21 protein-coding genes and 2 pseudogenes are annotated in these 24,417 nt (G+C 58.1%); 5 read left to right on the forward strand and 18 right to left on the reverse strand.

The window, feature by feature from the left end:
- Positions 1 to 138, forward strand: a pseudogene (locus Q8Q83_RS00605) (IS1595 family transposase); the annotation flags it as partial.
- A 231-nt stretch (positions 139 to 369) separates the two neighbouring features.
- Here the strand turns inward: Q8Q83_RS00605 and Q8Q83_RS00610 are convergent.
- Entirely contained in the window at positions 370 to 2,001 is a 1,632-nt protein-coding gene (locus Q8Q83_RS00610) for an NAD+ synthase (RefSeq protein WP_305620211.1), read from the reverse strand.
- A 176-nt stretch (positions 2,002 to 2,177) separates the two neighbouring features.
- On the opposite strand from Q8Q83_RS00610, the gene Q8Q83_RS00615 reads away from it, so the two are divergent.
- The 3 genes and pseudogenes from Q8Q83_RS00615 (at position 2,178) to Q8Q83_RS00625 (ending at position 5,339) form a co-directional block, all read left to right on the forward strand.
- Positions 2,178 to 2,417: a PP0621 family protein gene (locus Q8Q83_RS00615; protein ID WP_305620213.1), complete on the forward strand. Its 240-nt coding sequence runs from the start codon at positions 2,178 to 2,180 to the stop codon at positions 2,415 to 2,417.
- The gene (locus Q8Q83_RS00620; protein WP_305620215.1) at positions 2,407 to 3,999 is read left to right on the forward strand and encodes a PAS domain-containing sensor histidine kinase; all 1,593 of its coding nucleotides are present in this window, start codon (positions 2,407 to 2,409) and stop codon (positions 3,997 to 3,999) included. The genes Q8Q83_RS00615 and Q8Q83_RS00620 overlap by 11 nt, the downstream gene beginning before the upstream one ends.
- A 2-nt stretch (positions 4,000 to 4,001) precedes the next feature.
- Positions 4,002 to 5,339, forward strand: a pseudogene (locus tag Q8Q83_RS00625) (sigma-54-dependent transcriptional regulator).
- Positions 5,340 to 5,364: 25 nt separating this feature from the next.
- On the opposite strand, the gene thiO reads toward Q8Q83_RS00625, so the two are convergent.
- From thiO to Q8Q83_RS00690, 13 genes are all read right to left on the reverse strand, one after another.
- Positions 5,365 to 6,474 (reverse strand): glycine oxidase ThiO, encoded by a 1,110-nt coding sequence (gene thiO / locus Q8Q83_RS00630; RefSeq protein ID WP_305620216.1) that lies wholly within the window; start codon positions 6,472 to 6,474, stop codon positions 5,365 to 5,367.
- A gap of 70 nt (positions 6,475 to 6,544) precedes the next feature.
- Positions 6,545 to 6,961, reverse strand: a complete 417-nt coding sequence (locus Q8Q83_RS00635) for a type IV pilin protein (RefSeq protein ID WP_305620217.1) — start codon at positions 6,959 to 6,961, stop codon at positions 6,545 to 6,547.
- Between the two features lie 182 nt (positions 6,962 to 7,143).
- Positions 7,144 to 10,605: a pilus assembly protein gene (locus Q8Q83_RS00640; RefSeq protein WP_305620219.1), complete on the reverse strand. Its 3,462-nt coding sequence runs from the start codon at positions 10,603 to 10,605 to the stop codon at positions 7,144 to 7,146.
- A 16-nt stretch (positions 10,606 to 10,621) separates the two neighbouring features.
- A complete protein-coding gene (locus Q8Q83_RS00645; RefSeq protein ID WP_305620220.1) occupies positions 10,622 to 11,140 on the reverse strand; it encodes a PilX N-terminal domain-containing pilus assembly protein in 519 nt (172 codons plus the stop codon).
- Between the two features lie 11 nt (positions 11,141 to 11,151).
- Positions 11,152 to 12,177 carry a PilW family protein gene (locus Q8Q83_RS00650; RefSeq protein ID WP_305620222.1) on the reverse strand — a complete coding sequence of 342 codons (1,026 nt, stop codon included), beginning with the start codon at positions 12,175 to 12,177 and terminating at the stop codon, positions 11,152 to 11,154.
- A gap of 10 nt (positions 12,178 to 12,187) precedes the next feature.
- The gene (pilV, locus tag Q8Q83_RS00655; protein ID WP_305620224.1) at positions 12,188 to 12,631 is read right to left on the reverse strand and encodes a type IV pilus modification protein PilV; all 444 of its coding nucleotides are present in this window, start codon (positions 12,629 to 12,631) and stop codon (positions 12,188 to 12,190) included.
- A complete protein-coding gene (locus Q8Q83_RS00660) occupies positions 12,631 to 13,095 on the reverse strand; it encodes a GspH/FimT family pseudopilin (RefSeq protein ID WP_305620226.1) in 465 nt (154 codons plus the stop codon). Before Q8Q83_RS00660 ends, pilV (Q8Q83_RS00655) begins: the two co-directional genes overlap by 1 nt.
- Before the next feature lie 578 nt (positions 13,096 to 13,673).
- Positions 13,674 to 17,867, reverse strand: a complete 4,194-nt coding sequence (locus Q8Q83_RS00665; protein WP_305620228.1) for a PilC/PilY family type IV pilus protein — start codon at positions 17,865 to 17,867, stop codon at positions 13,674 to 13,676.
- 38 nt (positions 17,868 to 17,905) lie between these two features.
- Entirely contained in the window at positions 17,906 to 18,451 is a 546-nt protein-coding gene (locus tag Q8Q83_RS00670; protein ID WP_305620229.1) for a pilus assembly PilX N-terminal domain-containing protein, read from the reverse strand.
- Positions 18,448 to 19,530, reverse strand: a complete 1,083-nt coding sequence (locus tag Q8Q83_RS00675) for a PilW family protein (protein WP_305620231.1) — start codon at positions 19,528 to 19,530, stop codon at positions 18,448 to 18,450. Before Q8Q83_RS00675 ends, Q8Q83_RS00670 begins: the two co-directional genes overlap by 4 nt.
- Positions 19,527 to 20,087, reverse strand: coding sequence for a type IV pilus modification protein PilV (gene pilV, locus Q8Q83_RS00680; RefSeq protein WP_305620232.1), 561 nt, complete (start codon positions 20,085 to 20,087; stop codon positions 19,527 to 19,529). The genes Q8Q83_RS00675 and pilV (Q8Q83_RS00680) overlap by 4 nt, the downstream gene beginning before the upstream one ends.
- The gene (locus tag Q8Q83_RS00685) at positions 20,087 to 20,548 is read right to left on the reverse strand and encodes a GspH/FimT family pseudopilin (RefSeq protein ID WP_305620234.1); all 462 of its coding nucleotides are present in this window, start codon (positions 20,546 to 20,548) and stop codon (positions 20,087 to 20,089) included. The genes pilV (Q8Q83_RS00680) and Q8Q83_RS00685 overlap by 1 nt, the downstream gene beginning before the upstream one ends.
- A 22-nt stretch (positions 20,549 to 20,570) precedes the next feature.
- Positions 20,571 to 20,978: a type IV pilin protein gene (locus tag Q8Q83_RS00690; RefSeq protein ID WP_305620236.1), complete on the reverse strand. Its 408-nt coding sequence runs from the start codon at positions 20,976 to 20,978 to the stop codon at positions 20,571 to 20,573.
- Positions 20,979 to 21,310: 332 nt separating this feature from the next.
- Between Q8Q83_RS00690 and Q8Q83_RS00695 the strand changes: the two genes are divergently transcribed.
- A complete protein-coding gene (locus Q8Q83_RS00695; RefSeq protein WP_305620238.1) occupies positions 21,311 to 21,832 on the forward strand; it encodes a GspH/FimT family pseudopilin in 522 nt (173 codons plus the stop codon).
- Between the two features lie 30 nt (positions 21,833 to 21,862).
- Here the strand turns inward: Q8Q83_RS00695 and ispH are convergent, their stop codons facing one another.
- From ispH to Q8Q83_RS00715, 4 genes are all read right to left on the reverse strand, one after another.
- Entirely contained in the window at positions 21,863 to 22,807 is a 945-nt protein-coding gene (gene ispH / locus Q8Q83_RS00700; RefSeq protein ID WP_305620240.1) for a 4-hydroxy-3-methylbut-2-enyl diphosphate reductase, read from the reverse strand.
- Between the two features lie 115 nt (positions 22,808 to 22,922).
- Positions 22,923 to 23,375 carry a peptidylprolyl isomerase gene (locus Q8Q83_RS00705; RefSeq protein WP_305620241.1) on the reverse strand — a complete coding sequence of 151 codons (453 nt, stop codon included), beginning with the start codon at positions 23,373 to 23,375 and terminating at the stop codon, positions 22,923 to 22,925.
- Positions 23,368 to 23,877 (reverse strand): signal peptidase II, encoded by a 510-nt coding sequence (gene lspA / locus Q8Q83_RS00710; protein ID WP_305620242.1) that lies wholly within the window; start codon positions 23,875 to 23,877, stop codon positions 23,368 to 23,370. The genes Q8Q83_RS00705 and lspA overlap by 8 nt, the downstream gene beginning before the upstream one ends.
- Positions 23,870 to 24,417 (reverse strand): class I tRNA ligase family protein (locus Q8Q83_RS00715; RefSeq protein WP_305620244.1); only part of this gene is annotated, 548 nt, incomplete at its 5' end. The genes Q8Q83_RS00715 and lspA, both read right to left, overlap by 8 nt.

The raw sequence follows: 24,417 nt of genomic DNA on the forward strand, positions 1-24,417 counted from the left end.
CATGGTGTCGCCACCCGCTACCTGCCGAATTATCTGGGCTGGCGGCGCATGCTTGAACGTTACCAACAGCGTATTCAGCCGGATTACTGCATCCAGGAAGCGATGGGGCGAACCATGCAACACATAATTGGGACATAGCCAATAAAAAGCCCCGAAGATTCGCGAGCCGTTCAGTAAATCTGTTGAAGGCAGCTTGTCGAACAGCTCTATCTCTGACCTCTGAAACGAAAAGCCCCTGGGCAAATATCTTCCAGGGGCTTATTGCTTGGCGGGCCTTGCTGTACGGGGCTTTGGCCCAATTCATCAACAGATTAAGCAAACGCCTCGGAAGATTCGGGGCTTTTCCTTATGTGGTGACCCGGCAATGCCTCAATCGCCAACCCGCCAACCCGAGGTGATTGGGTAGCGGCGATCACGGCCGAACCCGCGCTGCGTCACCCGCACGCCCACCGCCGCCTGACGGCGCTTGTACTCGCTAAGGTCGACCAGGCGCAGCACGCGCTTGACCGTATCCTCATCGAAGCCCTCGGCGATGATCGCATTGGCCGACAGGTCGTACTCGATATACAGCTTGAGGATTTCATCGAGCACCGGATAAGGCGGCAGCGAGTCCTCGTCCTTCTGATCCGGGGCCAACTCGGCCGACGGCGGACGGTCGATGACCCGCTGCGGAATCACCGCGCCCAGGCGGTTGCGGTACTCGCAGAGACGGAACACCAGGGTCTTGGGCACATCCTTGAGCACGTCGAAGCCGCCGGCCATGTCGCCGTAGAGGGTGGCATAACCCACGGCCATTTCGCTCTTGTTGCCGGTGGTCAGCACCAGATAGCCCTTCTTGTTGGAAATCGCCATCAGCAGCGTGCCGCGGCAACGCGCCTGCAGGTTTTCCTCGGTGGTGTCGCGACCCATGCCGGCAAACACCGGCGCCAGCGTGTCCATAAAGGCCTCGACCATGGGCGCGATGGGCAAGACCCTATAGGTCACGCCCAGCGCATTGGCTTCGGCTTCGGCGTCTTCCAGACTGATCTGCGCGGTGTAGTGGTAGGGCATCATCACCGCCTCGACCCGCTCGGCCCCCAGCGCATCGCTGGCCACCGCCAGGGTCAGGGCCGAGTCGATACCGCCGGACAAGCCCAACAGCACGCCCTTGAAGCCATTCTTCTGCACATAGTCGCGCACCCCCATTACCAGCGCCTGATAGACACTGGCCTCGAGTTCCGGCAGCGGCGCGCAACTGGCCGCCCGCGGCCTGACCCGCTCATCCTCGAGCAGCAGATCGACCGGATACAGCCCCTCGGTAAAGGCCACCACGCGCTGGGTCAGCTGCCCCCCGGCATCCAGCACGCAGCTGCCGCCATCGAACACCAGCTCATCCTGGCCGCCCACCTGATTGACATAGATGATCGGCATGACCCCTTCGCGCGCGCGCTCGGCCAGTACCTCTTCACGCTCACGCTGCTTTTCCAGGTGGAAAGGCGAGGCGTTCAGGCTCAGCATCAGCTGCGCCCCGGCCGCACGCGCCTGAGCCATGGGTTCGGCAAACCAGATGTCCTCGCAAATGCTCAGAGCCACGGACACGCCCTTGATATCCAGTACACAGGGCTGATTGCCGGGCTCGAAATAGCGCTTCTCGTCGAACACCCGGTAATTCGGCAGCTTCTGCTTGTAGTAGCGCGCCAACAACTGGCCATCGGCGATCACCGCACAGGCGTTATAGCGCAGCCCGTCCTCCAGCCAGGGGTAGCCAACTACCAGGTAGATGCCCTGCACTTCGTCCTGCAGCCGCTGCAAAGCCTGCTCGATACGCAGCTGCATGCTGGAGCGCAGCAGCAGATCCTCGGGTGGATAACCGCACAGGGTCAGCTCGGGAAACACGATCACATCCGCCTGCCACTGATCACGGGCACTGCAGGCCGATTCGATGATGCGCTCGACGTTGCCGTGCACATCGCCTACACGCAGATTCAACTGGGCCATCACGACCCGCAGGGTTTGGCTCATGGCCGCCTCCATCCAAGAAATTCGAGCTGCGACAACCACTCGGGGCAGCGTCACACTATGGCCGCCATTGTCCCGCATCGCTAGCAATGGAAACAACGCGCCGCATGATGTTTCGCTGCTGTGCTGGCACTGCCGGGTTCGCTAAACTGACCCTCTACTTTCACTAAGAGAGCACCATGGGCTTGTTCCGCTTGCTGTTCTGGATCGCCATCATCGCCGCTGCCTTTTGGCTATGGCGACGCTTTACCCGCCCCGCCCCGCGCCGACCGCAAGCCCCGGACGAAAGCGCACAACCCATAGTGCGCTGCGAGCAGTGCGGCGTGCATATCCCACGCGTCCACGCCCTGTCCCTGGACCAACACTGGTACTGCAGCCAGGCCCACCTTGAACAAGGCCGCAAATCCGGTGAGCGTTAATGCCCTCCCACTGAGCGGGGAACAAGGCCGGCGGATTCTGCAGCTTTATCACCTCTACCGCTTGGCTATCGGTATCGCCTTGGTGCTGCTGGTCTTCAGCGGCCTGGACAGCGAACTGCTGCAACTGGCCAACCCCGAGCTGTTCAACAACGGCAGCTGGCTGTATCTGGCCCTGAACCTGCTAACCATCGCCCTGATGCGCCGGCCCAAGCACCTGGCCCAGGTGTTCGGCCTGGCCTTGGTCGACGTGACCCTGCTCTCCGGTCTGTTCTATGCGGCGGGCGGCGCCCCCAGCGGCATCGGCAACCTGCTGATTGTGGCAGTGGCCATCGCCAATATCCTCCTGCACGGGCGTATCGGCCTGCTGATAGCCGCGATGGCGGCGATCGGCATGATCTTCCTGACCTTCTACCTCAGCCTCGACCGGCCGGCCGCCGCCGCCCAGTATGTACAGGTCGGCGCCCTCGGTGCGCTGTGCTTTGCCGCCGCGGTATTCGTGCAAGGCCTGACCCGGCGCCTACAAGTCAGCGAGAGCCTGGCCGAACAACGGGCGGCCGACGTGGCCAACCTGGAGGCCTTGAACGCCCTGATTCTGCAGCGCATGCGCACCGGCATTCTGGTGCTGGACGAGCTACACCGGGTGCTGCTGGCCAACCAGGGCGCCAACCACCTGCTCGGCCATGCCGAGCTGACCGGCAAGCTGCTCGACCCGCACTGCCCGGAGCTGATCAAGCGCATGCAGCAGTGGCAGCACAACCCCAGCCTGCGCCCCAGCAGCCTGCAAGGCGCACCCGACGGCCGCGTCTTGCAGCCCAGCTTTATTGCCCTGCAGCGCGGCGAACACCGCCACACCCTGGTTTTTCTCGATGATATTTCGCAGATCGCCCAGCAGGCCCAACAACTCAAGCTGGCCTCCCTCGGCCGACTGACCGCTGGCATCGCCCACGAAATCCGCAACCCCCTGGGCGCCATCAGTCACGCCGCACAACTGCTGCAAGAGTCGGAAGAACTGCACGGCCCCGACCAACGCCTGGCGCAGATCATCCAGGACCATTCGCGGCGTATGAATCTGGTAATCGAGAACGTGCTGCAGCTGTCACGCCGACGCCAGGCCGAGCCGCAGCTGCTGGACCTGAAATACTGGCTGCACCGCTTCGCCAGCGAGTTCCGCAGCAGCGCCAAAGCCGGGCAGACCCTGCACCTGCAGACCTCGAACGGCAGTATTCAGACGCGCATGGACCCGCACCAGCTCAACCAGGTGCTCAGCAACCTAGTGGAGAACGGCCTGCGTTACAGTGCGCAGAAGAATCCACAAGGCCAGGTCTGGTTGAAGCTGTTCCGTGACCCCGAGAGCGAGCTGCCGGTGCTGGAAGTGCTGGACGACGGCCCCGGGGTCGCCGAAGAGCAGCTGCACCACCTGTTCGAGCCCTTCTACACCACGGAAAACAAAGGCACCGGCCTGGGTCTGTATATTTCCCGTGAACTGTGCGAAAGCAATCAGGCCCATCTTGACTATAAACTGCGTGAAGGTGGCGGCAGCTGCCTGCGCATCACCTTCGCCCACCCGCGTAAACTGAGCTGACCATGACCCGCCAGAGAGCCCTGATAGTCGACGACGAACCGGATATCCGTGAACTCCTGGAAATCACCCTGGGCCGGATGAAGCTCGACACCCGCAGCGCGCGCAACGTCAAGGAAGCCCGCGAGTGGCTGGCCAAGGAACCCTTCGACCTGTGCCTGACCGATATGCGCCTGCCCGACGGCACGGGCCTGGAGTTGGTGCAACATATACTGCAACGCCACCCGCACGTACCCGTGGCGATGATCACCGCCTACGGCAGCCTGGATACCGCGATCAATGCGCTCAAGGCCGGGGCGTTCGACTTCCTGACCTAAACGGTGGTCCTCGGCCGCCTGGGCGAGCTGGTCACCACAGCTCTGCGCCTGGGCAGCGGCGAAGGCGAAGCGTTGCCGGTCGACAGCCGCCTGCTCGGTGAGTCGCCGCCGATGAAGGCGCTACGCAAGCAAATCCTCAAGTTGGCGCGCAGCCAGGCCCCGGTCTATATCAGCGGCGAATCCGGTAGCGGTAAAGAGCTGGTCGCCCGGCTGATTCACGAGCAAGGCCCGCGCGGCGAACAGCCCTTCGTCCCGGTCAACTGCGGGGCGATTCCCAGCGAACTGATGGAAAGTGAATTCTTCGGCCACAAGAAAGGCAGCTTTACCGGCGCCATCGAAGACAAACAGGGGCTGTTCCAGGCGGCCAACGGCGGCACCCTGTTCCTCGACGAAGTAGCAGACTTGCCGCTGCCGATGCAGGTCAAACTGCTGCGGGCGATTCAGGAAAAAGCCGTGCGCGCCGTGGGCGGGCAGCAGGAAGTGGTGGTCGATGTGCGCATCCTCTGCGCCACCCACAAGGACCTGGCCGGCGAGGTCGCCGCCGAACGCTTCCGCCAGGATCTCTACTACCGCCTCAATGTGATCGAACTACATGTGCCGGCCCTGCGCGAGCGCCGTGACGACATCAGCCTGCTGGCCGACAACATGCTCAAACGCCTGGCCGAAGGCACAGGACTAAGCGCCGCCACGCTCGCCGCCGACGCCCTGGAGAAGCTCAAGAGTTATCGCTTCCCCGGCAACGTCCGCGAACTGGAGAACATGCTCGAGCGTGCCTACACCCTGTGCGAGGACGACCGTATCAGCGCCAGCGACCTACGCCTGGCCGACACCTGCAGCCCCGGCGAAAATGGCGAAACCAGCCTGGCGCAGATCGACAACCTGGAAGATCATCTGGAAAGCATCGAACGCAAGCTGATCATGCAGGCGCTCGAAGAAACCCGCTGGAACCGCACCGCCGCCGCGCAACGCCTGGGGCTGAGTTTCCGCTCGATGCGCTACCGGCTAAAGAAACTGGGCATCGACTAAGAAGTCGGAACGACTCTGGGCCGGATCAGCTGCTGCGTTGCTCGCGCCCCAGCCGCCCCGCGGGCGCATAAGGAGCCGGGTCGATTATAGGCTCACGCCCCAGCATCAAGTCGCCCAGCAACCGGCAGGATGCCGGCGCCAACACCAGCCCATTGCGGTAATGCCCGCAGTTCAACCACAGGCCTTCGTGTCCAGGCACAGGCCCGATAAAGGGAATGCCTTCCGGCGAACCCGGGCGCAACCCCGCCCAATGCCCCACCACTTCGGCAGCGGCCAATGCCGGCAACAACTCGACAGCGGACGCCTTCAGGCTGGCCAAGGCCTCTTCAGTCGGGGTCTTATCGAACCCGGCATGCTCGAGTGTGCTGCCGATCAGAATATGGCCATCGCGCCGCGGAATCGCATAGCGCCCCTTGGCCAGCACCATAGCCGGGAGAAAATCCTCGGCGCACTTGTAGAGGATCATCTGGCCCTTGACCGGCACCACCGGCAGCTTGATGCCGAGCGTCTTGATCAGCTCGCCACTCCAGGCGCCGGCCGCCAGCACTACTCGATCAGCATGCATCTCACCCTTTGCGGTCTGCACGCCGGTTATCCGCTCACCGTCACGAATAAAACCAGTCACTGTGCACTGTTCATGCAAGGTCACATTGGGCATCTGCAATAAAGCCGCGCGCAGTGCCTTGACCAGACGCGGATTACGCACGTTGGCCACATCCGCCATCTGTATGGCATGGCTGAAGCCGTCCGCCAGTGCAGGCACCGCCTGATGCACGGCCGCCATTTCAACCCGATGTAAGGGGCGGTTTTCTCGAACGGCCCAAGCCAAAGCTTGCGCCTCATCCTCAAGATCCAACCAATACAGGCCGGTGACATACACCTCGGGATCGACACCGGTCTGCGCCAACAACTGCTCACCCAGGCGCGGATAAAAATCCTGCGACCAATGCGCCAAGGCCGTCACCGCCGAAGCGTAGCGCCAGGGGTAGAGAGGGGAAACGATACCGCCGCCGGCCCAGGAGGACTCCCGGCCTAACTGACTCTGATCCAGCAGACACACCTGGGCACCACTGGCCGCCAACAGGTAAGCACTGAGCATTCCTATGGCGCCACCACCAACCACCAACACCGGCATAGACTCTCCAAAGCAAACGGGCCGCATCACAAAATCTGCAGCGGCCCGTTATACGCCCGCAAGAGTGGCTCTACCAGCACTCGTCCGCCGAGCGAGTAGCATTGGCTAGCGTGCGTGCCCCTGTGTGGCTGACACGAAAATCGCCACAGGCATCAGCTGCCATGCTGTTGGCGCCCGTTGCCTCAAGCAAGAAGCTGATGGCCGTAGGATTGCCACTGGCAGCGATATTGTAGGTAGCACTACCAGCATCGCCCACCACGGTAGGAAATACCGCCGCCAGGTTATTAGCCGCATCGAGGTAGGTACCCTGCACGGCAAAATAACGCTCAAGAAGCTGCGCGCCTTCCATTAGCGCAGCCTTGGCCTCAGCCCGCTTACCGCGATTCACGTACTCGATATAGCTGGGATAGGCGATGGCAGCCAAGATACCCACTATCGCCACCACCACCATCAGCTCAATAAGGGTAAAGCCTTGCTCTAGACGCATTTTGCTTAATCCGAAAGATTGAAATTCAGGGAGTTAGAAGCACGGACTAGTCTCGTACCGCTCAACGCAGGGACTGAGCCAACGACCAGAGAGCCGGCGCAAGACCATAAGCAAACGAACTTAAGCCTATTCGGCACTGTCACGGCTAAGCCTATGGCAGTGCCTTTATCCGCGGCGGGCGGTTATTGCAACTGGTTCCAGGACTGCCGTCCTTCAATGATATTGAGCGTATTGGCTGCGGGGATGCAGTCATCCACCCCGGTGCCGCGGCACAACCAGTATTTGTTCTTGTCCAACAGGTCATAACCGCCAGTGGGGATACCTGCAGTCGAGCCGATGCCGGAGATATCCAGTGGCACGCCACCGACCATCACCCTATCGCTATCGTCAAACTTGCCATCCTTGTTCATATCGAACAGCACATAGCTCAGGCGCCCACCGCTAGCTATATCCAGTACCAAGGTCCAACCGCTACCACCACCCAAGCACGGATCGCTCGCTGGGATGGCAGTCTGCACCACCAGACGATTGAGCAGGATACGCGGCGAGAAGATCACGCGTTCCCCCTGAGCCCCGGCCACAGGTGAGGTCAGATCCAGAAGCCAGCCGCGCTTGCTGCCCCAGTCAATCTCGTCCACGGGCGCATCAAGGACTCGTACCTGACGATCAAAGGCGCTGCCTTCGAACAGAATGGAGCGCGCATCCAGCGCGGTACGACCAGTGAAAGCAATCGACGAGCCGCCACTGGTTTTCTTATCCCAGATACCGTAAAGCGTCTGAGTGCTGACATCACTAACGTCACCCACGCTATACATACGCCCGGTGCCGAAGAAAATCATATGGCCATAAGTGCTATCTTTCGGATGCACCGCGATCTCCGGCTTGACCGTGATCGGCTGACGGTTACCGGCGCTATCTTTGGCTATATACAGCGGCTTCGGAGTGCTGCCGGACTTCAGGCTGACCTCGAAGTCATCGCCCCCCGAACCACTGCCCTGCAAATTGAATTTCCACAGATTGCCGCTTAGATCACCGGCGAATACTTCGTCGACGAAAATATGCCCCGAGCTGTCGGTGGCGTAGACAAAGGACGGGCTCGACAGGCCTCCAGTCGCGGTACCGGCACGCACCTTGTTGACCTCACCGCTCTCCAAATCAACGATAAACAGCACCGAATCGTCGTTGCTGCTGCCATGGCCATTGCCAAAAATAGCTACCCACTTGCCATCCTTCATTCGCCCCACCAGGGGCTCACTGTAGTTAAAGCCCAGGTCGGCATCGTCCTTGATTTCCCAGAGTACCTTGCTGGCGTTGAAGCCAGTGGCACTGGCGTCGGTCACATCAAGGGCGAAGACACTCTTGCCGCCAGCCCCCAGCGTTCCTACCAGCACCGAACTCCATTGACCATTGAGCACTGCATCGCGCACCTGCAGTTTACCGTCGACAAAATACCGGTGGCTGTAATCGCTGGCTGCCAGTTGCTTCACATTTGGCAACACCGCGTTGGGCATATAGGCAAACAGTTCTCGGCCATTATTGGCATTGAAGGCATGCAGGAAGCCGTCATTGGCGCCAACGAACAAGGTCGGAGCATGACTCGCCTTGCTCGCCACGAACGCGTTGTAGGTCTGAGAACCGGGCTTAGGCACGCGGCCTTCGTAGCCCCAGTTCTGCTTGTTGGCAATCACCAGGGTCGAGTTGACGATATCGCCCAGCAGCGTGGTGCGCGCGCGGTACTTGAGACCCGCTGGCGCCTCATTGGCCTTGGCTCCCATCAGGTAGTCGAACAGGGTCTGATTATTGTCGAAATGACTGCGCATAGCACTGGACAAGCCGCTCCACGCCAAGGCCACACCGCTATTGGTGCCGCTCGCCCCCGCGTGGGAAAACAGCCGACGACCACTGGCGCTCAACAGACTGCCCGCATCCCATACTTGGCTAAAGGTGATACCGGCGCTGGTCTGGGTGGGCCGCTTGGCCAGCAGCGTGCCAGACCAATCGGTGCTGCTGTAGAGGGCCTCATATACCAGCGTTTCACTATCAAGCCGGCGCGCATTGGGCACTGCCGCGGTATTGGAGCCATCTCGCGAAGAAATCGAACTGAGCGTATCGCTTAGCGCTCTGGCAAAAGCTTGAGGATCTTGGGCATTAAAGAAGCCGCCGCGACTGTTGACCGAAGCATGCAACAGGTCGTCGATCTTGGCCGGCTCACTGCTAGTAGGATCCGGCCAGGTAATCGAACTGCCGCTTTTGACCGCTGCAAAGGCATCTTTAGCATCGACCGAGCCAGAAACCCCAAGACCAACACCAAAGGTCACCATATGCTGCCAAAAGGCCGGGTCAGCAGGAGAAGTCGATACCCTATTAGCAAGAGTCGGATGCAGATCGCGATTCCAGTAGTGCATAGCCACATCGGCCAAGGTACTGGTGTGGCTGTCGCTGAAAGGGGCCTTGGGTATATAGCGGAAAGTTTCGCCATCCGCGCCATTGATGGTCGAGCCATTGCTATTGTCGACGTTTTTCTGGGCATTTTCGTTGCCTGCCGCATCGCCATTCCAATAGCCATCTGTGGTCAGAATGGTATAGCCCTGTCTGCAGGCGTACTCCTCACCACCTGTAGCGCCCGGTGTCGAACTCCAAGGACCACGTGCATCGGTACGCGAGAAATACTCGCCGGCCGAGCCAAGGGCGCGGCGCAACGGAGTTGAACCGCTAGCTTGAGCGGCAAACAGCCAATTATAAAAATCACTACGCCCGGTGTTCTCGAAATTCCGCACACCGCGCACCAAGGTATCGGTAGCGACATTGTCCACCGTGTTACCAGTCAAGTTGATCGCGCCATAACCAACGCGGATGTCGCCCGACTGATCATAGAAAGCCTGGCTCACCCCGGCCTTGGCCGCCATCATGCGGGTCCGGTAATAGGAAAACCAGTTGGCAAAATTCTGCTGCTGAGCAGCACTAACTGCATGTTCGGTATAGCAATTGTCCAGACGCGGACTACTGGCACAACCCGACCCATTATTGAACTCATGATAAAAGGCCGCTACACCACCAGTACTGGCACCAACGGCAAAGCCTCGGTAAGTACGCGATTTGCTGCAGCGTCCCCACCAATCTATCGCCAGGCATACCGTACTCTCTGCCGCATAATAGTTATCCATGATCGCCATATAGTTGCTGCTCAAATCCACGGTATCACCACCCGTATAGCCATCAATCCAAGCGGAGGTAAATGTGGAATTGGCAAAGCGCTGGCCATCGCTCTTGATCGGCGGCAGATAGGTTGCCGCAGGATCAAAATAGCTTTTATTCAGATAACTGGATGTCAAATAATTGCGGGTGCTTTTGGAGCAGAGATGAGTATTGACGCCGGCATAGGTCCCCTGACCTGTACATTCCGCCAAGTTATACCAGTTGTCACTCGGCTCCATATAGGAAGGGCGCAACTCATCGGGCATAAACCCCCAGCGCATAGAGCCCGAATCGTCGAGGAGAAACATAATATTCGGCTCAACCTGCCCTCCCATACTCAGCGGTACCTGCGAGGGGGCGAAAGCCGCCATGGCACTCGGGCTTATCACTGCAGTCAGCAAACCGGCAAGCATCGCACGCGCTGCGAATAAGCATTTCGACATATTCATTTCAGCATCCCTCTGATCAGTTCTGACCACGAATGGCTATCGCCACCGTGGAGCGCAGGCGAACTTCCACCTCACCACTGCCGAAACCGCTGGCTTCGACATTGAACAAAAAGGTTCGACTCAGGCAGTCAAACGCTCGATCTTCGGCGACAGAGCCGTCTGTTTCGCAGATAAAAGGCGCACTACTCCCGGCAGCGCCATAGAAGTTGCTTACCGTACAGGTGGGCGGCCTCGGGGTACTCTGTTGGTTGCTAGGCACTGTCCATTGCGCCGCAGTCAGTACCGGGCAATCGGTCGTGGCCGCGAACAAACTAGCCGGATCCGCATTGGCCTCAACCTGCGCACGCACATGGGCTTCGCCCACCCGTAGCGCCGCTTCCGCGGCCTGAAAAGCCGTGTTGTAGTCGCGGGTACCGCCGACCATACGCTCTTGCAAGGTACTGCCAGAAATCGACGCCAAGCCGATCATCGTCAGCAATAGGAGCATCACCAGGCAGACCAGGAGCACAACGCCGCGCTGCTGTTTTATCGGCATAAAGGGCCTCATCATTCGATACGGTTGCGCAAGGCAACCACGGTGCGGTAAACCTGACGCAAGCGACCATCAGCCACCACCGCGGCGCCATCGAAGGTCAGGCTCTGGGCTTCAGCGCCAGATGTTTTACCATCAGCAACCAGCAACAGCTCAAAGCCCAAGGTGCGCACATCGCCCCAGCGGTTAGCGGCCTCCACCTCAGCGGCGGTCATATACTGCTGAACTGCATCACGCCCCGCCAATGCCACACCGTAACGCACGCGCATGGCCTCAACCCCTTCGACAACTTCCTCGGCCACACCACTCACCGTATCGCGCACGAACAGCGCGCGAACAGGCTGGCCGTTACTGCCATTTCTAGCCGTCGCTGCCACATAGAACGCCTTGTGCTCGAAACCTATAACGCGCGCAGGGCTTTGGAATGTGATATCGGAGAACTTGAATCCACCGCATTCGGCGGTTTTGCTATTGGTGCCAGCGGAATGAGCCAGCGTTGGGTTTGGCGCATTGGCCGCAGGCGAGTTGGTGATACGGATCAATACCGCCTTTTCCATATCCGCGATCATCACCACTTGATTCTGCCGCATGCTTGGACAGTAGGCAGTCACCTTGACGTTGGCATTCTTGCCGGGCTCGAGCACTTCCGTGTCGGTAAGGAAGGCGTTGCAATCGTCATTACTGAACAGATACACCTCATCAGTACCCGACAAGCCCAGATCACCTGCCGCGCCAGTACTACGCTTGCCCCAGACCGGCCGGTTCAATCTCGCCCAGTCCGCAGGATCAGCAGCGCTGGCCACTATGCAAATCTGCTCTTCGGGCATGCGAATACCCATGCCAACACCTGCCGGCCGCGCCTGCGCAGCCAGGTACTGTAAGGCGAAGCGCCCATTTTCCTGCAGTCGGCTCATATTGCCCTGCATGCTGAAGGTGGCCTTGCTGCTGAGAAAGACCTGTATCACCGCCCCGGTGATAACCAGACCGATCAGCATGGCGATCATCAGCTCGATCAAACTTATACCGCGCTGTCTGTGCATAAACACCTCATCAAATCTGGGTGACGAACGAGAACTGCTGGGTGGGGCTACCGCCTACCCGCTCCTCTGTCCACTGCACTGTGATGGTGAAGCGCTGACCATTACGGACTACACCGCCGGTGCCATTAGGCAACTGGTTGGCCAGGTTGGCGCGCCATTCGGCTTGATCGCGCTGAAAAGGCAAGCAGCCCAGCTCAGTGGCCGAAGGTACGCAGGGCAATGAAGCGCCTATGGCTAAATCGTAAAAGCCGGCCTGAGCATCACCACGCCCCGCGCGCATGCGATCGGCCATTTCATAGGCGAGAAAAACCGCATGGGAGCGCACCGATGAAGTCTGGTTAGACTTCATCGCATTCAGCTGCATGGCCGCCATGCCCAACACGCCACCGGAAAACAGCACGACCGAGACCAATACCTCGATCAAAGAAACGCCACGTTGGGACCGAGCTAGCATCAGCAGTCCTCCTGGCGTAGCGTCACAGTGCCGGCGAGATTGACCGTCACTTCCCGGTTGTATTTCTCACAACTGGCATAATCAGTTTTCGCCTGCACGGAGAAGACCACGGCAGCATTGGCCTCGAGTCGCCCCTGCGCATCGAACACCATATTTTTCTCGCCATCCGGGGCAACCGTAAAAGCACTCAGCGCCGGAAATACTCGCAAGACTTCGCCAGAGGTCACACGCACCACCTGCCAGCTGTCGTCTACCGCCAGGGGGCCTTGTACGCGCACGCGCAAGCCGCGACTAGCCGCTTCACTACGGGCAAAATTGAACATACTGACAAAGACGTTGAGTTCAGAGGCCGCACGATTGTCACGCAACATCTGGGAGAAGCTCGGCGCAGCTATTCCAAGGAGAATGGCCATAACCGCAAGCGTGACCATCAGCTCGATCAGAGTAAAACCTTTCTGCGACATAGAAATCTGCCTCGATGGACTAAAACTCATATGCCGAGGCAGCAATCTGAACAAAACGCCAGCCCCAACAAAACCACTCGTCCATGAAAAAAACCACCTGTCACACTTTGCGGCGAGCGAACGAATCTTAACCAAGTAAATGCTTGCCCCAGCAAAAGGCTTTCGCTGAATGCGACACCAGCCACAGTAAAACTGCGAACAGTTAAAAATTTTGATCAGGAAGCCGCAGACGACCGCCGAGGGCGGGCCTGCACCTTAACAGAGCAAAAGGAGGGAAAACCGAGGAAGGGAATGTTCCAAACTAAAGTTAGGCAAGATTGTAATAATCAAATGATCCAGAACCCGATCTAGGCAAAAAGCATCGCGGTATTGACGCCTGCTCGCCTGAGGGGCAAGCGTCGATACGATTCCTCCATTCACCCCAAGGCATTCCTGATTGGTCATTTAATAGATCAATCGATCACTCACCACGCTCACGTCGGCTGCAGTGTAGACAGACAAGGACCGCTTACAGAATGCTTGCCTGTCACGTGGCGAGCATTTTGCTGGAGTTAACGCACTACCGACTCAGAACAACTCTACTTTTCGTACCAGTACGAGCGCGTGCGCGTCGGGCTCACCAAGGATGCAGTCTCGCAGCCACCAATAGAGCTTCTAGCACAGCCGCCACCTTCGTCATCCTCATCGTCAGGCTCCGGCGCACAGCCAATGCAGAACTGCTTCGGCGTACCATCATCCAACAGGACAACCCCAACTACAGGAGACGGCGGCAAGCCCCCGCCATCGTAGATAACGGAGTAACTTTCGCCCGTATAGAAGTCCACACCATAACCGCGCGCCACACCTAGGTCGGCCTGACACGTATTGGAGTCTGGCGTCAGTGGCTGATTGGTGCCGAAGAAGGTGATACCACCAACCGTAATGGGAGCATTTACCACCTTCTCCCCTGGCTGGGACTGATTGCTGCTGTCCAGACCCAACAGATTTAGATAAAAACCACTTACCGATCCGTCATACAGGGTTGAGGTGGAATCAAACAAATCATCAGTCGCCGCAAAAGCAGTGGTACTGCTGTCATCCTCAACCGCCGTCCAGCTCCCGGCATCCTTACCGACCTCTGTGTCCTTGATCATATAGAAGCGGTTTTTGATACCTACAGCAGCCTGGGCCATCACCGGATGCTCACGGTCACCGGTACCCACCAAAACCGCATCGAAGTCATTGGTTGGCACCACATCTGGAGGGTAGAAAATCTTACGCTTGGTAGCGCCATCGCCACCTAGCGCAGCGAAGCGAGTCACTTGCCAGTTAGCGGGAGCATTGCCAGCTAGCGGCTCAAAATCGACCCGCCAAATGTTACCGCCCAAATCTGGCGCATAGAGCCTATCAACATAGCCATCACGATCGCGGTCAAGCGCCGTTACATCCGAAGGCATGGCGTAGGTCATGCCAGAGAGCGTGCATGGATTGCCAGTGCACTGATCGGCAGATACTGAAGCGCCAGACTGTGCGCGCCACACCAAAGCGCCAGTAAACGCATCGAGCGCAAAGATGCCGCGCCCCATGCTGTCTGCCAGCGGAGGCTCCGCATCTTCGTTGGGGTCATAGCCGGCCCCAAACACTACAACCGGATCGGCATACCCAGCGACCCGTATCACCTTAGGCACGGACCAGGTCTGCCCAAGCTCGCCGAAATTAGTGTCTGCACTGGAATGCTTCCACAGGAATTTCGGTGCAGCAGGATTACTCACATCCAGCGCGTAGATCAGCCGGCCGCCACGGCGCGCCGAGAGATATAGATAGACCTTGCCACTGCTTGGATCCTGATAAACACCCGTTGCGCCATCGAAGAAGTACTCCTTGGGCTGCGGTGATGGAGTGATACCCGTCGGCGTGGACTGCAACTTGATCTGCGGACTGTTGTCGCGAAGGCGAGAAAACCGCGAGAAGAATTCCGGAGCGATAAAGCCCCACAACTCAGAACCGGGAGCAGACAAAGTGCTACCCGTCGGATTGACCTGATTGCCATTTATCGCCCGGAACACCCCATCGTTCGAGCCGTAGAACACCACCACACCAATGCTACCGCCGTAGTTAACCGCAACAGGGCGCGAGTGCAGCACGTCACCATGCACGGACGGCCGAATGTTGATATCGGTATAGGTGGTATCGGGACTCGGCTCATCCGCCGCATTATCTTTTCCGCGAATCCAACTGATCAACGAATCCTTGTCGCCCCCTGTAGGCTTGGCCTTCATGCCGGAGGTCGTATCAGTGCAGGCGGGCGACAGCGCTAACGGGTAGGTGAACACCATAGGGTCGCCCGTGGTAGTGATGGTCGCACTGGTGGCATAGGCGCTTTCACTGGCGTCCAAATCGGTCCCGGCGATACTGACCGCTGCGCCATTGGCAAAGCCATGGGCACCCACGGTAGTTACAGTGACAGTAGCCAAAGGACTGGTGGGGCAGTTGCTTGGGCCGCGCTCAATACTGGCAATCTGAATCTCCGCCACCGCGCCAAAATCTGCGGTGACACTACCGGTGGCCGGGCTCACCGGCGTCACGGCAATGGTGAAACAGAAACTTTTATTGTTGGTTCCGCCAGCACACCCATTGCCTACATTGGTAATAGTCCAGATACCATTATACCCCGCAGGAATGGCGCCACTGATGGTGACCGAATTACCTGCGGTCCAGCCCTTAGGCGGTGTATTACCCGTCGCCGTATTGGTAACGGTAACGTTGGTGCCCGTACGGACGATTTGAGATGCAGGAATATCAAAGGATGAACCGCCCACCGCCGCAGAACCGCTACCGCCTGGAGAAGTCGGATTTTCCACCCCATTCAATGGGTAGGTAAAAGTATTGCTGCCGGTAATGCTCGCCGTCACGTTGGTGGCGTTGTACTCCCCCTCATCCGCCCCGGTTATCGTTACAGTCTCGGTGCTACCGACGGCGAACCCATGGGGCACAGCGGTAGTTGCCGTCACCGTGGTTCCGGAACGAGTCAATGACGACACCGACACCGTGCCACCCGGCTCAGAGACGGTGAACCTGCCCGTCGCCGGGGTTGGGGTTGGGGTTATAGGTAGCAGGTCAGTTGCAGGCAGCGGAAAGGTGAAATGAGTGCCATCTACGACCGTAATACTGAAAATGCCGTTAAAGGCGGTATTTTGCGCGCCAGAAATGGTCACCAACTGCCCAGCAGTCAACGCCGGATCCGGGGCTGTGGCCAAGGTCACAGTTGCCAGATTGTCACTATCATTGCGGCTGATAGAGCTCACATTGACCGAAGGCGCGGTAGTACCCAAGAGCGCCGCGGTGATATCGGTGTTGCTGCTGGCAAACAGGGTCGAAGAAAGCGTACTGCCTGACGCGCAACTGCCCGTGCAGGTGTAGAGCTTGCGAGAGTCGGCGTCTGGCGTACTTGAATAGCTGTCGCTCAGATGGGCCAGCCGGATCTGCTGGTGTACCCCTCCTTTTTCAACCACCTCGCCATCTGCAGAATCAAACCCCGCGGAAGCGCCTTGCGGCTTCTGTTGCCAGAAGCCGCCAGTGGAATCAGGCAAAACCGTCTCATCTTTGCTGGTCCAGAAGCTAACGGCATTAGGGTCAATAAAACCGGTTCCCGCGGTGGAAATAACATCCTCGTTATTGGCCCCCACAAGCCGCAGGATGCCTTCGACAAGACCGAATTTGTATTGTTTCAGGTTGCCCTGCCAGCGCGGCAGCGCCGATTCGTCCGGACGAAAGACCCCCATAAACACCTGATTGAGGAAGGTCCCCTGGGTATTGGCGCTAACGGGCAAGCTGGAAGAAGCGAACGCACTGTTAACCCCCTGCACCGAATTGAATATCTGCAATAGAGCCTGCACCAAGGCATCCAAATCGCCGAGAGTGACCAGAAAATACTCGCCACCGCCAAAGGAGGCCATTGACTTAAGAAACTCAACATACTCGGGATTGCTACCATCGGTAAGAATAATGGTATAGGTAATGATATTTTGGCTGCCGGTCAGGGTACTGTTCAAGTCCGTCTGATACATAAAGCGCGCCCACTCATCCCCGTAATTATCTTCGTACTTATCATAGGGATCGGGAATATTTATTTCGGTCATCTGCGCCGTATTAGCCCCCGCAGCCAGCAGCGCATCGCTTGCCGTCTGCCCTGTATCCTGAGGTTTACCGTTATTGGTGGCGTTGGCAATATAAAGAGCAAAGTTTCGCTGGCAAGCGCTGGCTGAGTTGCCACTATAACTGGTGCCCGACAAGCCTGTTGCACCTTTATAGTAGGCCCAGACTTCCTGCATCCCGGCACCTACAGCCGAATTATTGACACCATCATCCGTACGGTGTATCGAGGCCACAACATCTTTGAATGCCGTAATACCTGCAGCATCCATAGTAGGCACGGTATAGGGCGAAGCCGCAGGCAACTTGAAGGAGCCACCTGTTGCCGCATCAAAAAACATCAGGCCCATATTGATATTGCCCAGCAATGACTCGGCATTTCCAATGGCCGTGGCCGCGGTATATAAACCGCACTGTTCAAAGCCCACTACTTTATCTTGGTTAATAAGAGGCACCGAAAAGCCTGGACATGAAAAGCTGGTAGCGCCGTTCCAGGCCCCCGCATTATCGAGCAAAATCACCAGATTGGGCTTATCACCCTCGGCCTTCACACCGCCATAGACATCGATGTCCTCAGCACTGGCAATAATGGAGTGCCCAAGCAGGAGCATCGCCAGGAATATTTTACGATTAGTACGCATATTGGCACCCATTCTTAAAGTCGCTAAACGCACCCACTTCAAGGGCAGCTAACATCAATTTTCGCTCGTTGCGCGATACCCTGATGCAATTCCACCAACGCACCTGTAGTGGCGTCGTTTACCGTCGAACTCACATCCCACACCATATTCTGGCAATTGGACTCAGGGGGAAGAACTCCCTCAATCCAGTTATCCCAATGCTGACTGTTAATGCAGGCACGATCTGCAGCATTGGCTACATTGAGCTCAGTCGGTTTTACTCGAACAGTACTCAAACAAACAGACGCCACCGCTGTGGCCGTATATTCATTAGTACCATCCCCATCCAAATCCAGACCGACAGCCGAACTCGTTGGAGGTGCAGAGGTGAAGTTCGCCGCACTGCTGATAAATTCTTCGATGGCATGCTGCGCGGCAAGCCTTGCCTCATAGCGATACTGTTGATTACCAGCAAGGCGGAAATTCACATTACTGGTAGTGACCAACGTCGCCACAATAACCGTCAGCACACCAATTATAACCAGCATCACTGCCAGGACAGCCCCGCACTCGCTGCCGGCCTTACCGAGCTTTACTGCTTTCATTCGCGTACTCCCCCTACGTTCGGCAAGGCCACAACAGTGGAGTAAGCCTGTCGTTTGTAAGCATCATTAAACGGACCACTGCGCGTTGCACGGCCGAGGTCATAGGTGCGGGTATCGACCCAGCCCGGCGTAGTCGCAATACCTCGCGCCAACAAGTGGAGCCTTACTGCGGTGACATTTGCCCAATTGTCCAACGCTACCGCCGACCAACTGGTTGGACATCCGCTCGGCGCAGTCGACTCCCCCGGATCAGCCGCAAAACAATCGGGCGCGCCATCATCGTCAAAGTCCAATCCATAGGTGATGTGCATATCCTCTATGCCTTCAACCAGGGGGACCACTTGTATGCTTCCGCTTACCAGCTCAGCAACATTCAAGGTAGGTACACCACTGCTCTGGCTCAAAAAATAGGTGTGAGAGGTATAAGGCCATACCGACGTCGAGGTAGTTGTGCAATCTTTCTGGCGCAAAAGAGGTGCTGTAGTAAACGCACTACTGGTACTCGCGACCCTCAGTATTTCCGTATCGCTAGAGCAGGATGAAATCTGCACATGCGGGCCTGCGCCACTAAGGGAAGCGGCGAGCACTGGCGTGGTGCCCACCCGGCGGACGATCAGCGCTTCACTGTCAGTAACCGCGGAGGACAGGCAAGTACCAGGTAGTGTGCTACCCGCGACATAGCCATAGACAGGCAGAGGCAACTGATTTTGTGAGGAAATGTAGCCAAACTGGAGATCCGACAAACTCTCGGCGCAGGGTAAGGGCATGGTATAGACGCCAGCCTCTACCCGCGGCGCTCCATAAAAGCCTGCCATGTGAATATCGTCGCGCAACAATTGAATAGCATAACGGCCATTCTCGATTTGCTCGGAGGTCTTATCCAACTCAACGCGCGCCTGACTGACCCAGATGACCAGAGTCACAATACCCAGCAACATAAATAAACCAATGGCCGACGCGACCATGATTTCGACCAGACCAAAGCCTGACTGCCTAGCCGGAACCCTGAGTGTTTCACCGCACAGTGAAGCAGCCAAATCACACTCTTCTCGCATAGAGCCCGCCGCGGCCTTATTCATGATAGCGCCCCCAAGCGCACCACCGCGCTAACCGTCCTGCGCATCGCCTCATCCCCATAGCTATCCTCGCCGCAGGTATCATTCGGCGCTACAGTATTACCCAAGCCCTGCCACGCCACGGTTATGCGGTATATACGATTTGCCGCATTGATCTGACGGATACACCCCCGGGCCCCAATCATGGCACCGAGATTGTTGCTGCCACTCTTTTCTGCAGCTCCTTTGAGCAACAGATCCCATGCCAACAAATCATTATCCGCCTGGCTTCGCTGAGTAGCGGTGCCGGTTCCGCATGCGGCAATACTGGTCGAGCCGGTTCCCAGGGTGATACCTGTACTACCCGCAGAGTAACAAGAGGCAACTTGACGATTGGCGTTGACCCGGTCGGTCATGTCCTGCAACAGCATCAAAGCCTGCACTCGCTGATAAGACTCGGTTTCTTGCTGCACGGTGCGCACCACCAAGCCAGCTATTCCTAACGCACTGACCAAAAAAATGACCAAGGCAACTAACACTTCAATAAGCGTAAACCCTAAGGTTCTGCTGTTCAGTTTCATCAGGTGCACTCCCCAAGGCTAGTCGTAGGCTTGCCACTAATAGAAACCCTTACACAGCGGGATGACACTGAAGTACTTCCAGTTGGCGTAACAGTAAACTCCACCGCTGCGGTGGTGCGCCCATCCCGGCTATAGCTCAGTGCCGCAGCTGGCCCGCTAATCGTTACGCCCTGCGCCGCTGAGTAGTTCCTGATTTCCGTCGCCCCCAACTTGACCGACCAGCCACTCACCCATCCCCCGCCGGCAGGAGTGACTGAAACATTAGCCATTCTTTTAACAGCCTCGCTGCGTGCGAAATTGAGCGCAGAAACCAAGTCTGCGGCCACACTACGAACCTGTTGACCCGCTTGGTAGTCACGAAATGAGGGCACAGCTACGGCCAGCAAAATTGCAGCGATCACTATAGTTATGAGCAGTTCAACCAGGGTAAAGCCGGTATCCGCGTTTAATTCTTTGGCCATCTCAATCTCCGACTGCCTCTGGCTAGCGCCAGCACCTTGCGCCACCACCAGATGCCGTTTTGACACCCAACTGAGTCAAGGTCAGGGTGCCGCACTCTGTGTCGTCAGCCAATTGGGCACCTATAGGGGTAGCCGTAACGGTATAGCCAGGCACAGTTGAGGAGGTGACAGTAACGGCATAGTTGCTAGAAACCTCTGCGGGTGTACTCATCCCCAATGCAGACAGCGGCGCTGCATACTGACGATTGTCCAATAAAAACCGCTCTTGCTTATTGGCCACTTCAAGCATGAACCCTTCAGCGCCTGCCCGGTTGGAACGCACTACGTAACTGCGGTAACTGGGCAGTGCAATAGCTGCAAGGATGGCAACAATAACCACCACTATCATCAACTCAATCAGCGTAAAACCGTCCTGCCTTGTTTGCGCCACTTGATCACCTTCTGAGCGGTTTTCTGCGTTCTGTCTAAGCCGCTCTAGCCCATTGCGAAGCGGCGGCCCTTAGATCTGGCTGAAGCATGGCACCAGTCAAAGCAGCACGCTCCTAGCAGCTGGACAAACGGCAGTTTCGCATTCGCCAGTGGCGCACGCCGAGCAACTCAGACAGGGAAGCACTGGATAACCTTGCAAAACGCTAAAGCATGGCTAGGTTTTATATGCGGCCAACAGGCCGCCGTTCAGCGTTCTATGAGTGGCGGCCAAGCCAAGACCATTGGCGCTCCCCCGGCAGGAAGCTGGGCCGACACTCAATATAGGAGGCAGGGATGCCCACGCTCGACTCCAGTCGCGCCTTTACCTTGGTCGAAATGCTCAGCTCGGTTGCCATTACCGCCCTACTGCTGAGCGTAGCCGTGCCCAGCACAGTGCAGTTCATGCATAACCAACAACTGATAAGCGCCAGCAATGCGCTGGTTGCGTCTCTGGCCTTGGCCCGCAGCGAGTCGATCAAGCGGCGACTGCCCGTGCTGGTCGACAATGGCGATGGCAGTTGGGAAAGTGGTTGGCGGGTGTTCGTGGACCTAAACAGCAATGGCCAGCCCGATGAGGGCGAGCCGGCGCTCTTGCAAGCCGCAGCGCTCACCACAGGAATCATTGCCAAGGGGAATACGCCGGTGAGGCGCTATATCCGCTATACGCCATCCGGCAGCAGCCAATTAATCGGCGGTGGATTTCAGGCGGGCACCCTGACCCTCTGCCATGCAACGGGCAAGCAGGCAATCAGGCGCTTGGTATTGAGCGCCAGCGGCCGACTACGCCGGGCCAAGGGTGAGCCGGGGCCTTGCTAGCAATAGCTCCCGGGCAGAACGCAGTCACGCTTATAGCTGCTTGGCGCGCAGCTCTTTGGGCATGGAGAAGGTGACATTTTCCGGACGGCCTTCGACTTCAACGGAGCCACCAGCCCCCCACTCCCGCAACTGTTCAATTACACCCTGCACCAGCACCTCAGGCGCTGACGCTCCCGCGGTAATGCCGATGCCCGCCACACCCTCAAACCATTCACGCTTAAGGTCTTCGGCACCGTCGATCAGGTAGGCGGGAGTGCCCATGCGTTCGGCCAATTCGCGCAGACGGTTGGAGTTGGAGCTGTTGGGGCTGCCGACCACCAGCAGCACATCGCACTCGGCGGCCAGCTGCTTGACCGCGTCCTGACGGTTCTGGGTGGCGTAGCAGATATCGTCCTTGCGTGGGCCGCCAATGCTTGGAAATTTGGCACGCAGGGCGTCGATGACCTTGCTGGTGTCGTCCATCGACAGGGTGGTTTGGGTAACAAAGGCCAAGGCTTGTGGATTGCGCACCTGCAGACGCTCGACGTCGTTCTCGTCTTCGACCAGGTAGATGGCCCCGCCACTGCTGGCATCGTACTGGCCCATGGTGCCTTCGACTTCCGGGTGGCCGGCGTGGCCGATCAGGATGCACTCACGGCCTTCGCGGCTGTAGCGCACCACTTCCATATGCACCTTGGTCACCAGCGGACAGGTGGCGTCGAAGACTTTCAGACCACGCCGTTCGGCCTCACTACGCACTGCCTGGGACACGCCGTGGGCGCTGAAGATGACTATCACGTCATCCGGCACCTGATCCAGCTCTTCGACGAACACGGCGCCGCGGGAGCGCAGATCCTCGACCACAAATTTGTTATGCACCACTTCATGCCGCACATAGATGGGCGGGCCGAAGACTTCCAAAGCGCGGTTGACTATCTCGATGGCGCGGTCGACGCCGGCGCAGAAGCCGCGAGGGTTGGCGAGTTTGATATGCATGGCGGTTATCTCGACGTGCGTACAGCAGGGAGTGGACAGTGTAACGCAGGTGGATCAAGGCCCCATAAGCCTGAGGACACGGGCAGGATCGCCAGCAAGCTGGCTCCTACAAATCCTAGAGCGCTTTGACTTCGATAATTTCCACATCGAAGCTCAGCGCCTTGCCGGCCAGCGGATGGTTGAAGTCGATCGTCACCAGGTTGTCATCAAAGGCTTTGACCACACCCGGCAGCTCGGCATTGGCGGCGTCATTGAAGATCACCAGCAAGCCTTCAGCCAGTTCCATATCCTGGAACTGGCTGCGTGGCATCACCTGAATATTCTGCGGGTTGCCTTGGCCAAAGCCTTGTTCGGGAGCAATCGGCAGGCTGCGCTTATCACCGGCCTTCAGCCCGTAAATGGCCTGTTCGAAACCTGGCAGCAGGTTGCCATCACCGACCTTGAAGGTGGCCGGCTGCTTATCGAAGGTGCTGTCGACCACATCGCCGTTGTCCAGCTTGAGGGCGAAGTGCAGGGTGACTTCCTTGTCCGGGCCGATACGCAGCTCTTGGAGGGGAGAGTCAGTCATGGGCGGGTTCTCCGGACTTTTCGCTTTTAAACATATCCAGCGCCAGCAGGATGGCGCCGAGGGTAATCGCCATATCGGCGACATTGAACGCGGGAAAATACCAGCGGTGCTGCCAGTGCAGCAGGATAAAGTCGATCACATGGCCTAACAGCACACGGTCGAGCAAGTTGCCCAGTGCACCGCCCAATACCAACGCCAGCGCCATGGCCAGCCAGGTTTCCGCGGGTTTGAGGCGCTTCAGCCAGATCACCAGCACCGCGCTGACCGCTATGGCGATAGCCGCGAAGAACCAACGCTGCCAACCCGCAGAGTCGGCCAGAAAACTAAATGCCGCGCCGGTGTTATAGGCCAGGGTCCAGCTGAAGTAATCGGGGATCACTACTATCTGCTGGTACATGGTCAGTGCATGGTCGAAGTAGAACTTGCTGGCCTGATCGAGCACAAACACCAGCAGGCTCAGCCAGAGCCAGGACAAGCGCCCGAAACGGCTGGCCTTAGGCATAGTGACGAACCTCGCCCGCGCCTTCGATATTGTCCACGCAGCGACCGCAAATTTCCGCGTGCGCCGGGTTTACCCCGACATCCTCACGGTGGTGCCAGCAACGCGCGCACTTGGCATGGCCGGACTTGACTACTTTCAGCTTAAGGCCCGGCACTTCGGTTGCCACCGCATCGCTCGGCGCGCTGCCCAGCGGCGCCAGGCTGGCGGTGGAAGTGATCAACACGAAACGCAACTCGTTGCCGAGTTTGCTGAGGTCGGCAATCAAACTGTCTTCGCCATAGAGGGTCACTTCTGCCTGCAGGTTGCCGCCTATGGCCTTGGCGGCACGAAGGTTTTCCATTTCCTTGTTCACCGCGACCTTGACCGCCATGACCCTCTCCCAGAACTCGCGACTCAACTCGAAGTCCTGCGGCAGCTCGCTGAGGCCCTGATACCAGGCATTGAGCATCACCGACTCATTACGCTCGCCCGGCAGATACTGCCACAGCTCGTCGGCGGTAAAGGACAGCACCGGGGCGATCCAGCGCACCAGGGCTTCGG

The organism is Pseudomonas sp. (assembly GCF_030696055.1).
Taxonomy (GTDB): Bacteria; Pseudomonadota; Gammaproteobacteria; order Pseudomonadales; family Pseudomonadaceae; genus Aquipseudomonas.

Excerpts from the sequence above, each read along its gene's own strand:
- Q8Q83_RS00610 (WP_305620211.1), bottom strand. The coding sequence starts at position 2,001 with ATGAGCCAAACCCTGCGGGTCGTGATGGCCCAGTTGAATCTGCGTGTA.
- Q8Q83_RS00615 (WP_305620213.1), top strand. The coding sequence starts at position 2,178 with ATGGGCTTGTTCCGCTTGCTGTTCTGGATCGCCATCATCGCCGCTGCC.
- thiO (WP_305620216.1), bottom strand. The coding sequence starts at position 6,474 with ATGCCGGTGTTGGTGGTTGGTGGTGGCGCCATAGGAATGCTCAGTGCT.
- Q8Q83_RS00635 (WP_305620217.1), bottom strand. The coding sequence starts at position 6,961 with ATGCGTCTAGAGCAAGGCTTTACCCTTATTGAGCTGATGGTGGTGGTG.
- Q8Q83_RS00640 (WP_305620219.1), bottom strand. The coding sequence starts at position 10,605 with ATGAATATGTCGAAATGCTTATTCGCAGCGCGTGCGATGCTTGCCGGT.
- Q8Q83_RS00645 (WP_305620220.1), bottom strand. The coding sequence starts at position 11,140 with ATGCCGATAAAACAGCAGCGCGGCGTTGTGCTCCTGGTCTGCCTGGTG.
- Q8Q83_RS00650 (WP_305620222.1), bottom strand. The coding sequence starts at position 12,177 with ATGCACAGACAGCGCGGTATAAGTTTGATCGAGCTGATGATCGCCATG.
- pilV (WP_305620224.1), bottom strand. The coding sequence starts at position 12,631 with ATGCTAGCTCGGTCCCAACGTGGCGTTTCTTTGATCGAGGTATTGGTC.
- Q8Q83_RS00660 (WP_305620226.1), bottom strand. The coding sequence starts at position 13,095 with ATGTCGCAGAAAGGTTTTACTCTGATCGAGCTGATGGTCACGCTTGCG.
- Q8Q83_RS00665 (WP_305620228.1), bottom strand. The coding sequence starts at position 17,867 with ATGCGTACTAATCGTAAAATATTCCTGGCGATGCTCCTGCTTGGGCAC.
- Q8Q83_RS00670 (WP_305620229.1), bottom strand. The coding sequence starts at position 18,451 with ATGAAAGCAGTAAAGCTCGGTAAGGCCGGCAGCGAGTGCGGGGCTGTC.
- Q8Q83_RS00675 (WP_305620231.1), bottom strand. The coding sequence starts at position 19,530 with ATGAATAAGGCCGCGGCGGGCTCTATGCGAGAAGAGTGTGATTTGGCT.
- pilV (WP_305620232.1), bottom strand. The coding sequence starts at position 20,087 with ATGAAACTGAACAGCAGAACCTTAGGGTTTACGCTTATTGAAGTGTTA.
- Q8Q83_RS00685 (WP_305620234.1), bottom strand. The coding sequence starts at position 20,548 with ATGGCCAAAGAATTAAACGCGGATACCGGCTTTACCCTGGTTGAACTG.
- Q8Q83_RS00695 (WP_305620238.1), top strand. The coding sequence starts at position 21,311 with ATGCCCACGCTCGACTCCAGTCGCGCCTTTACCTTGGTCGAAATGCTC.
- ispH (WP_305620240.1), bottom strand. The coding sequence starts at position 22,807 with ATGCATATCAAACTCGCCAACCCTCGCGGCTTCTGCGCCGGCGTCGAC.
- Q8Q83_RS00705 (WP_305620241.1), bottom strand. The coding sequence starts at position 23,375 with ATGACTGACTCTCCCCTCCAAGAGCTGCGTATCGGCCCGGACAAGGAA.
- lspA (WP_305620242.1), bottom strand. The coding sequence starts at position 23,877 with ATGCCTAAGGCCAGCCGTTTCGGGCGCTTGTCCTGGCTCTGGCTGAGC.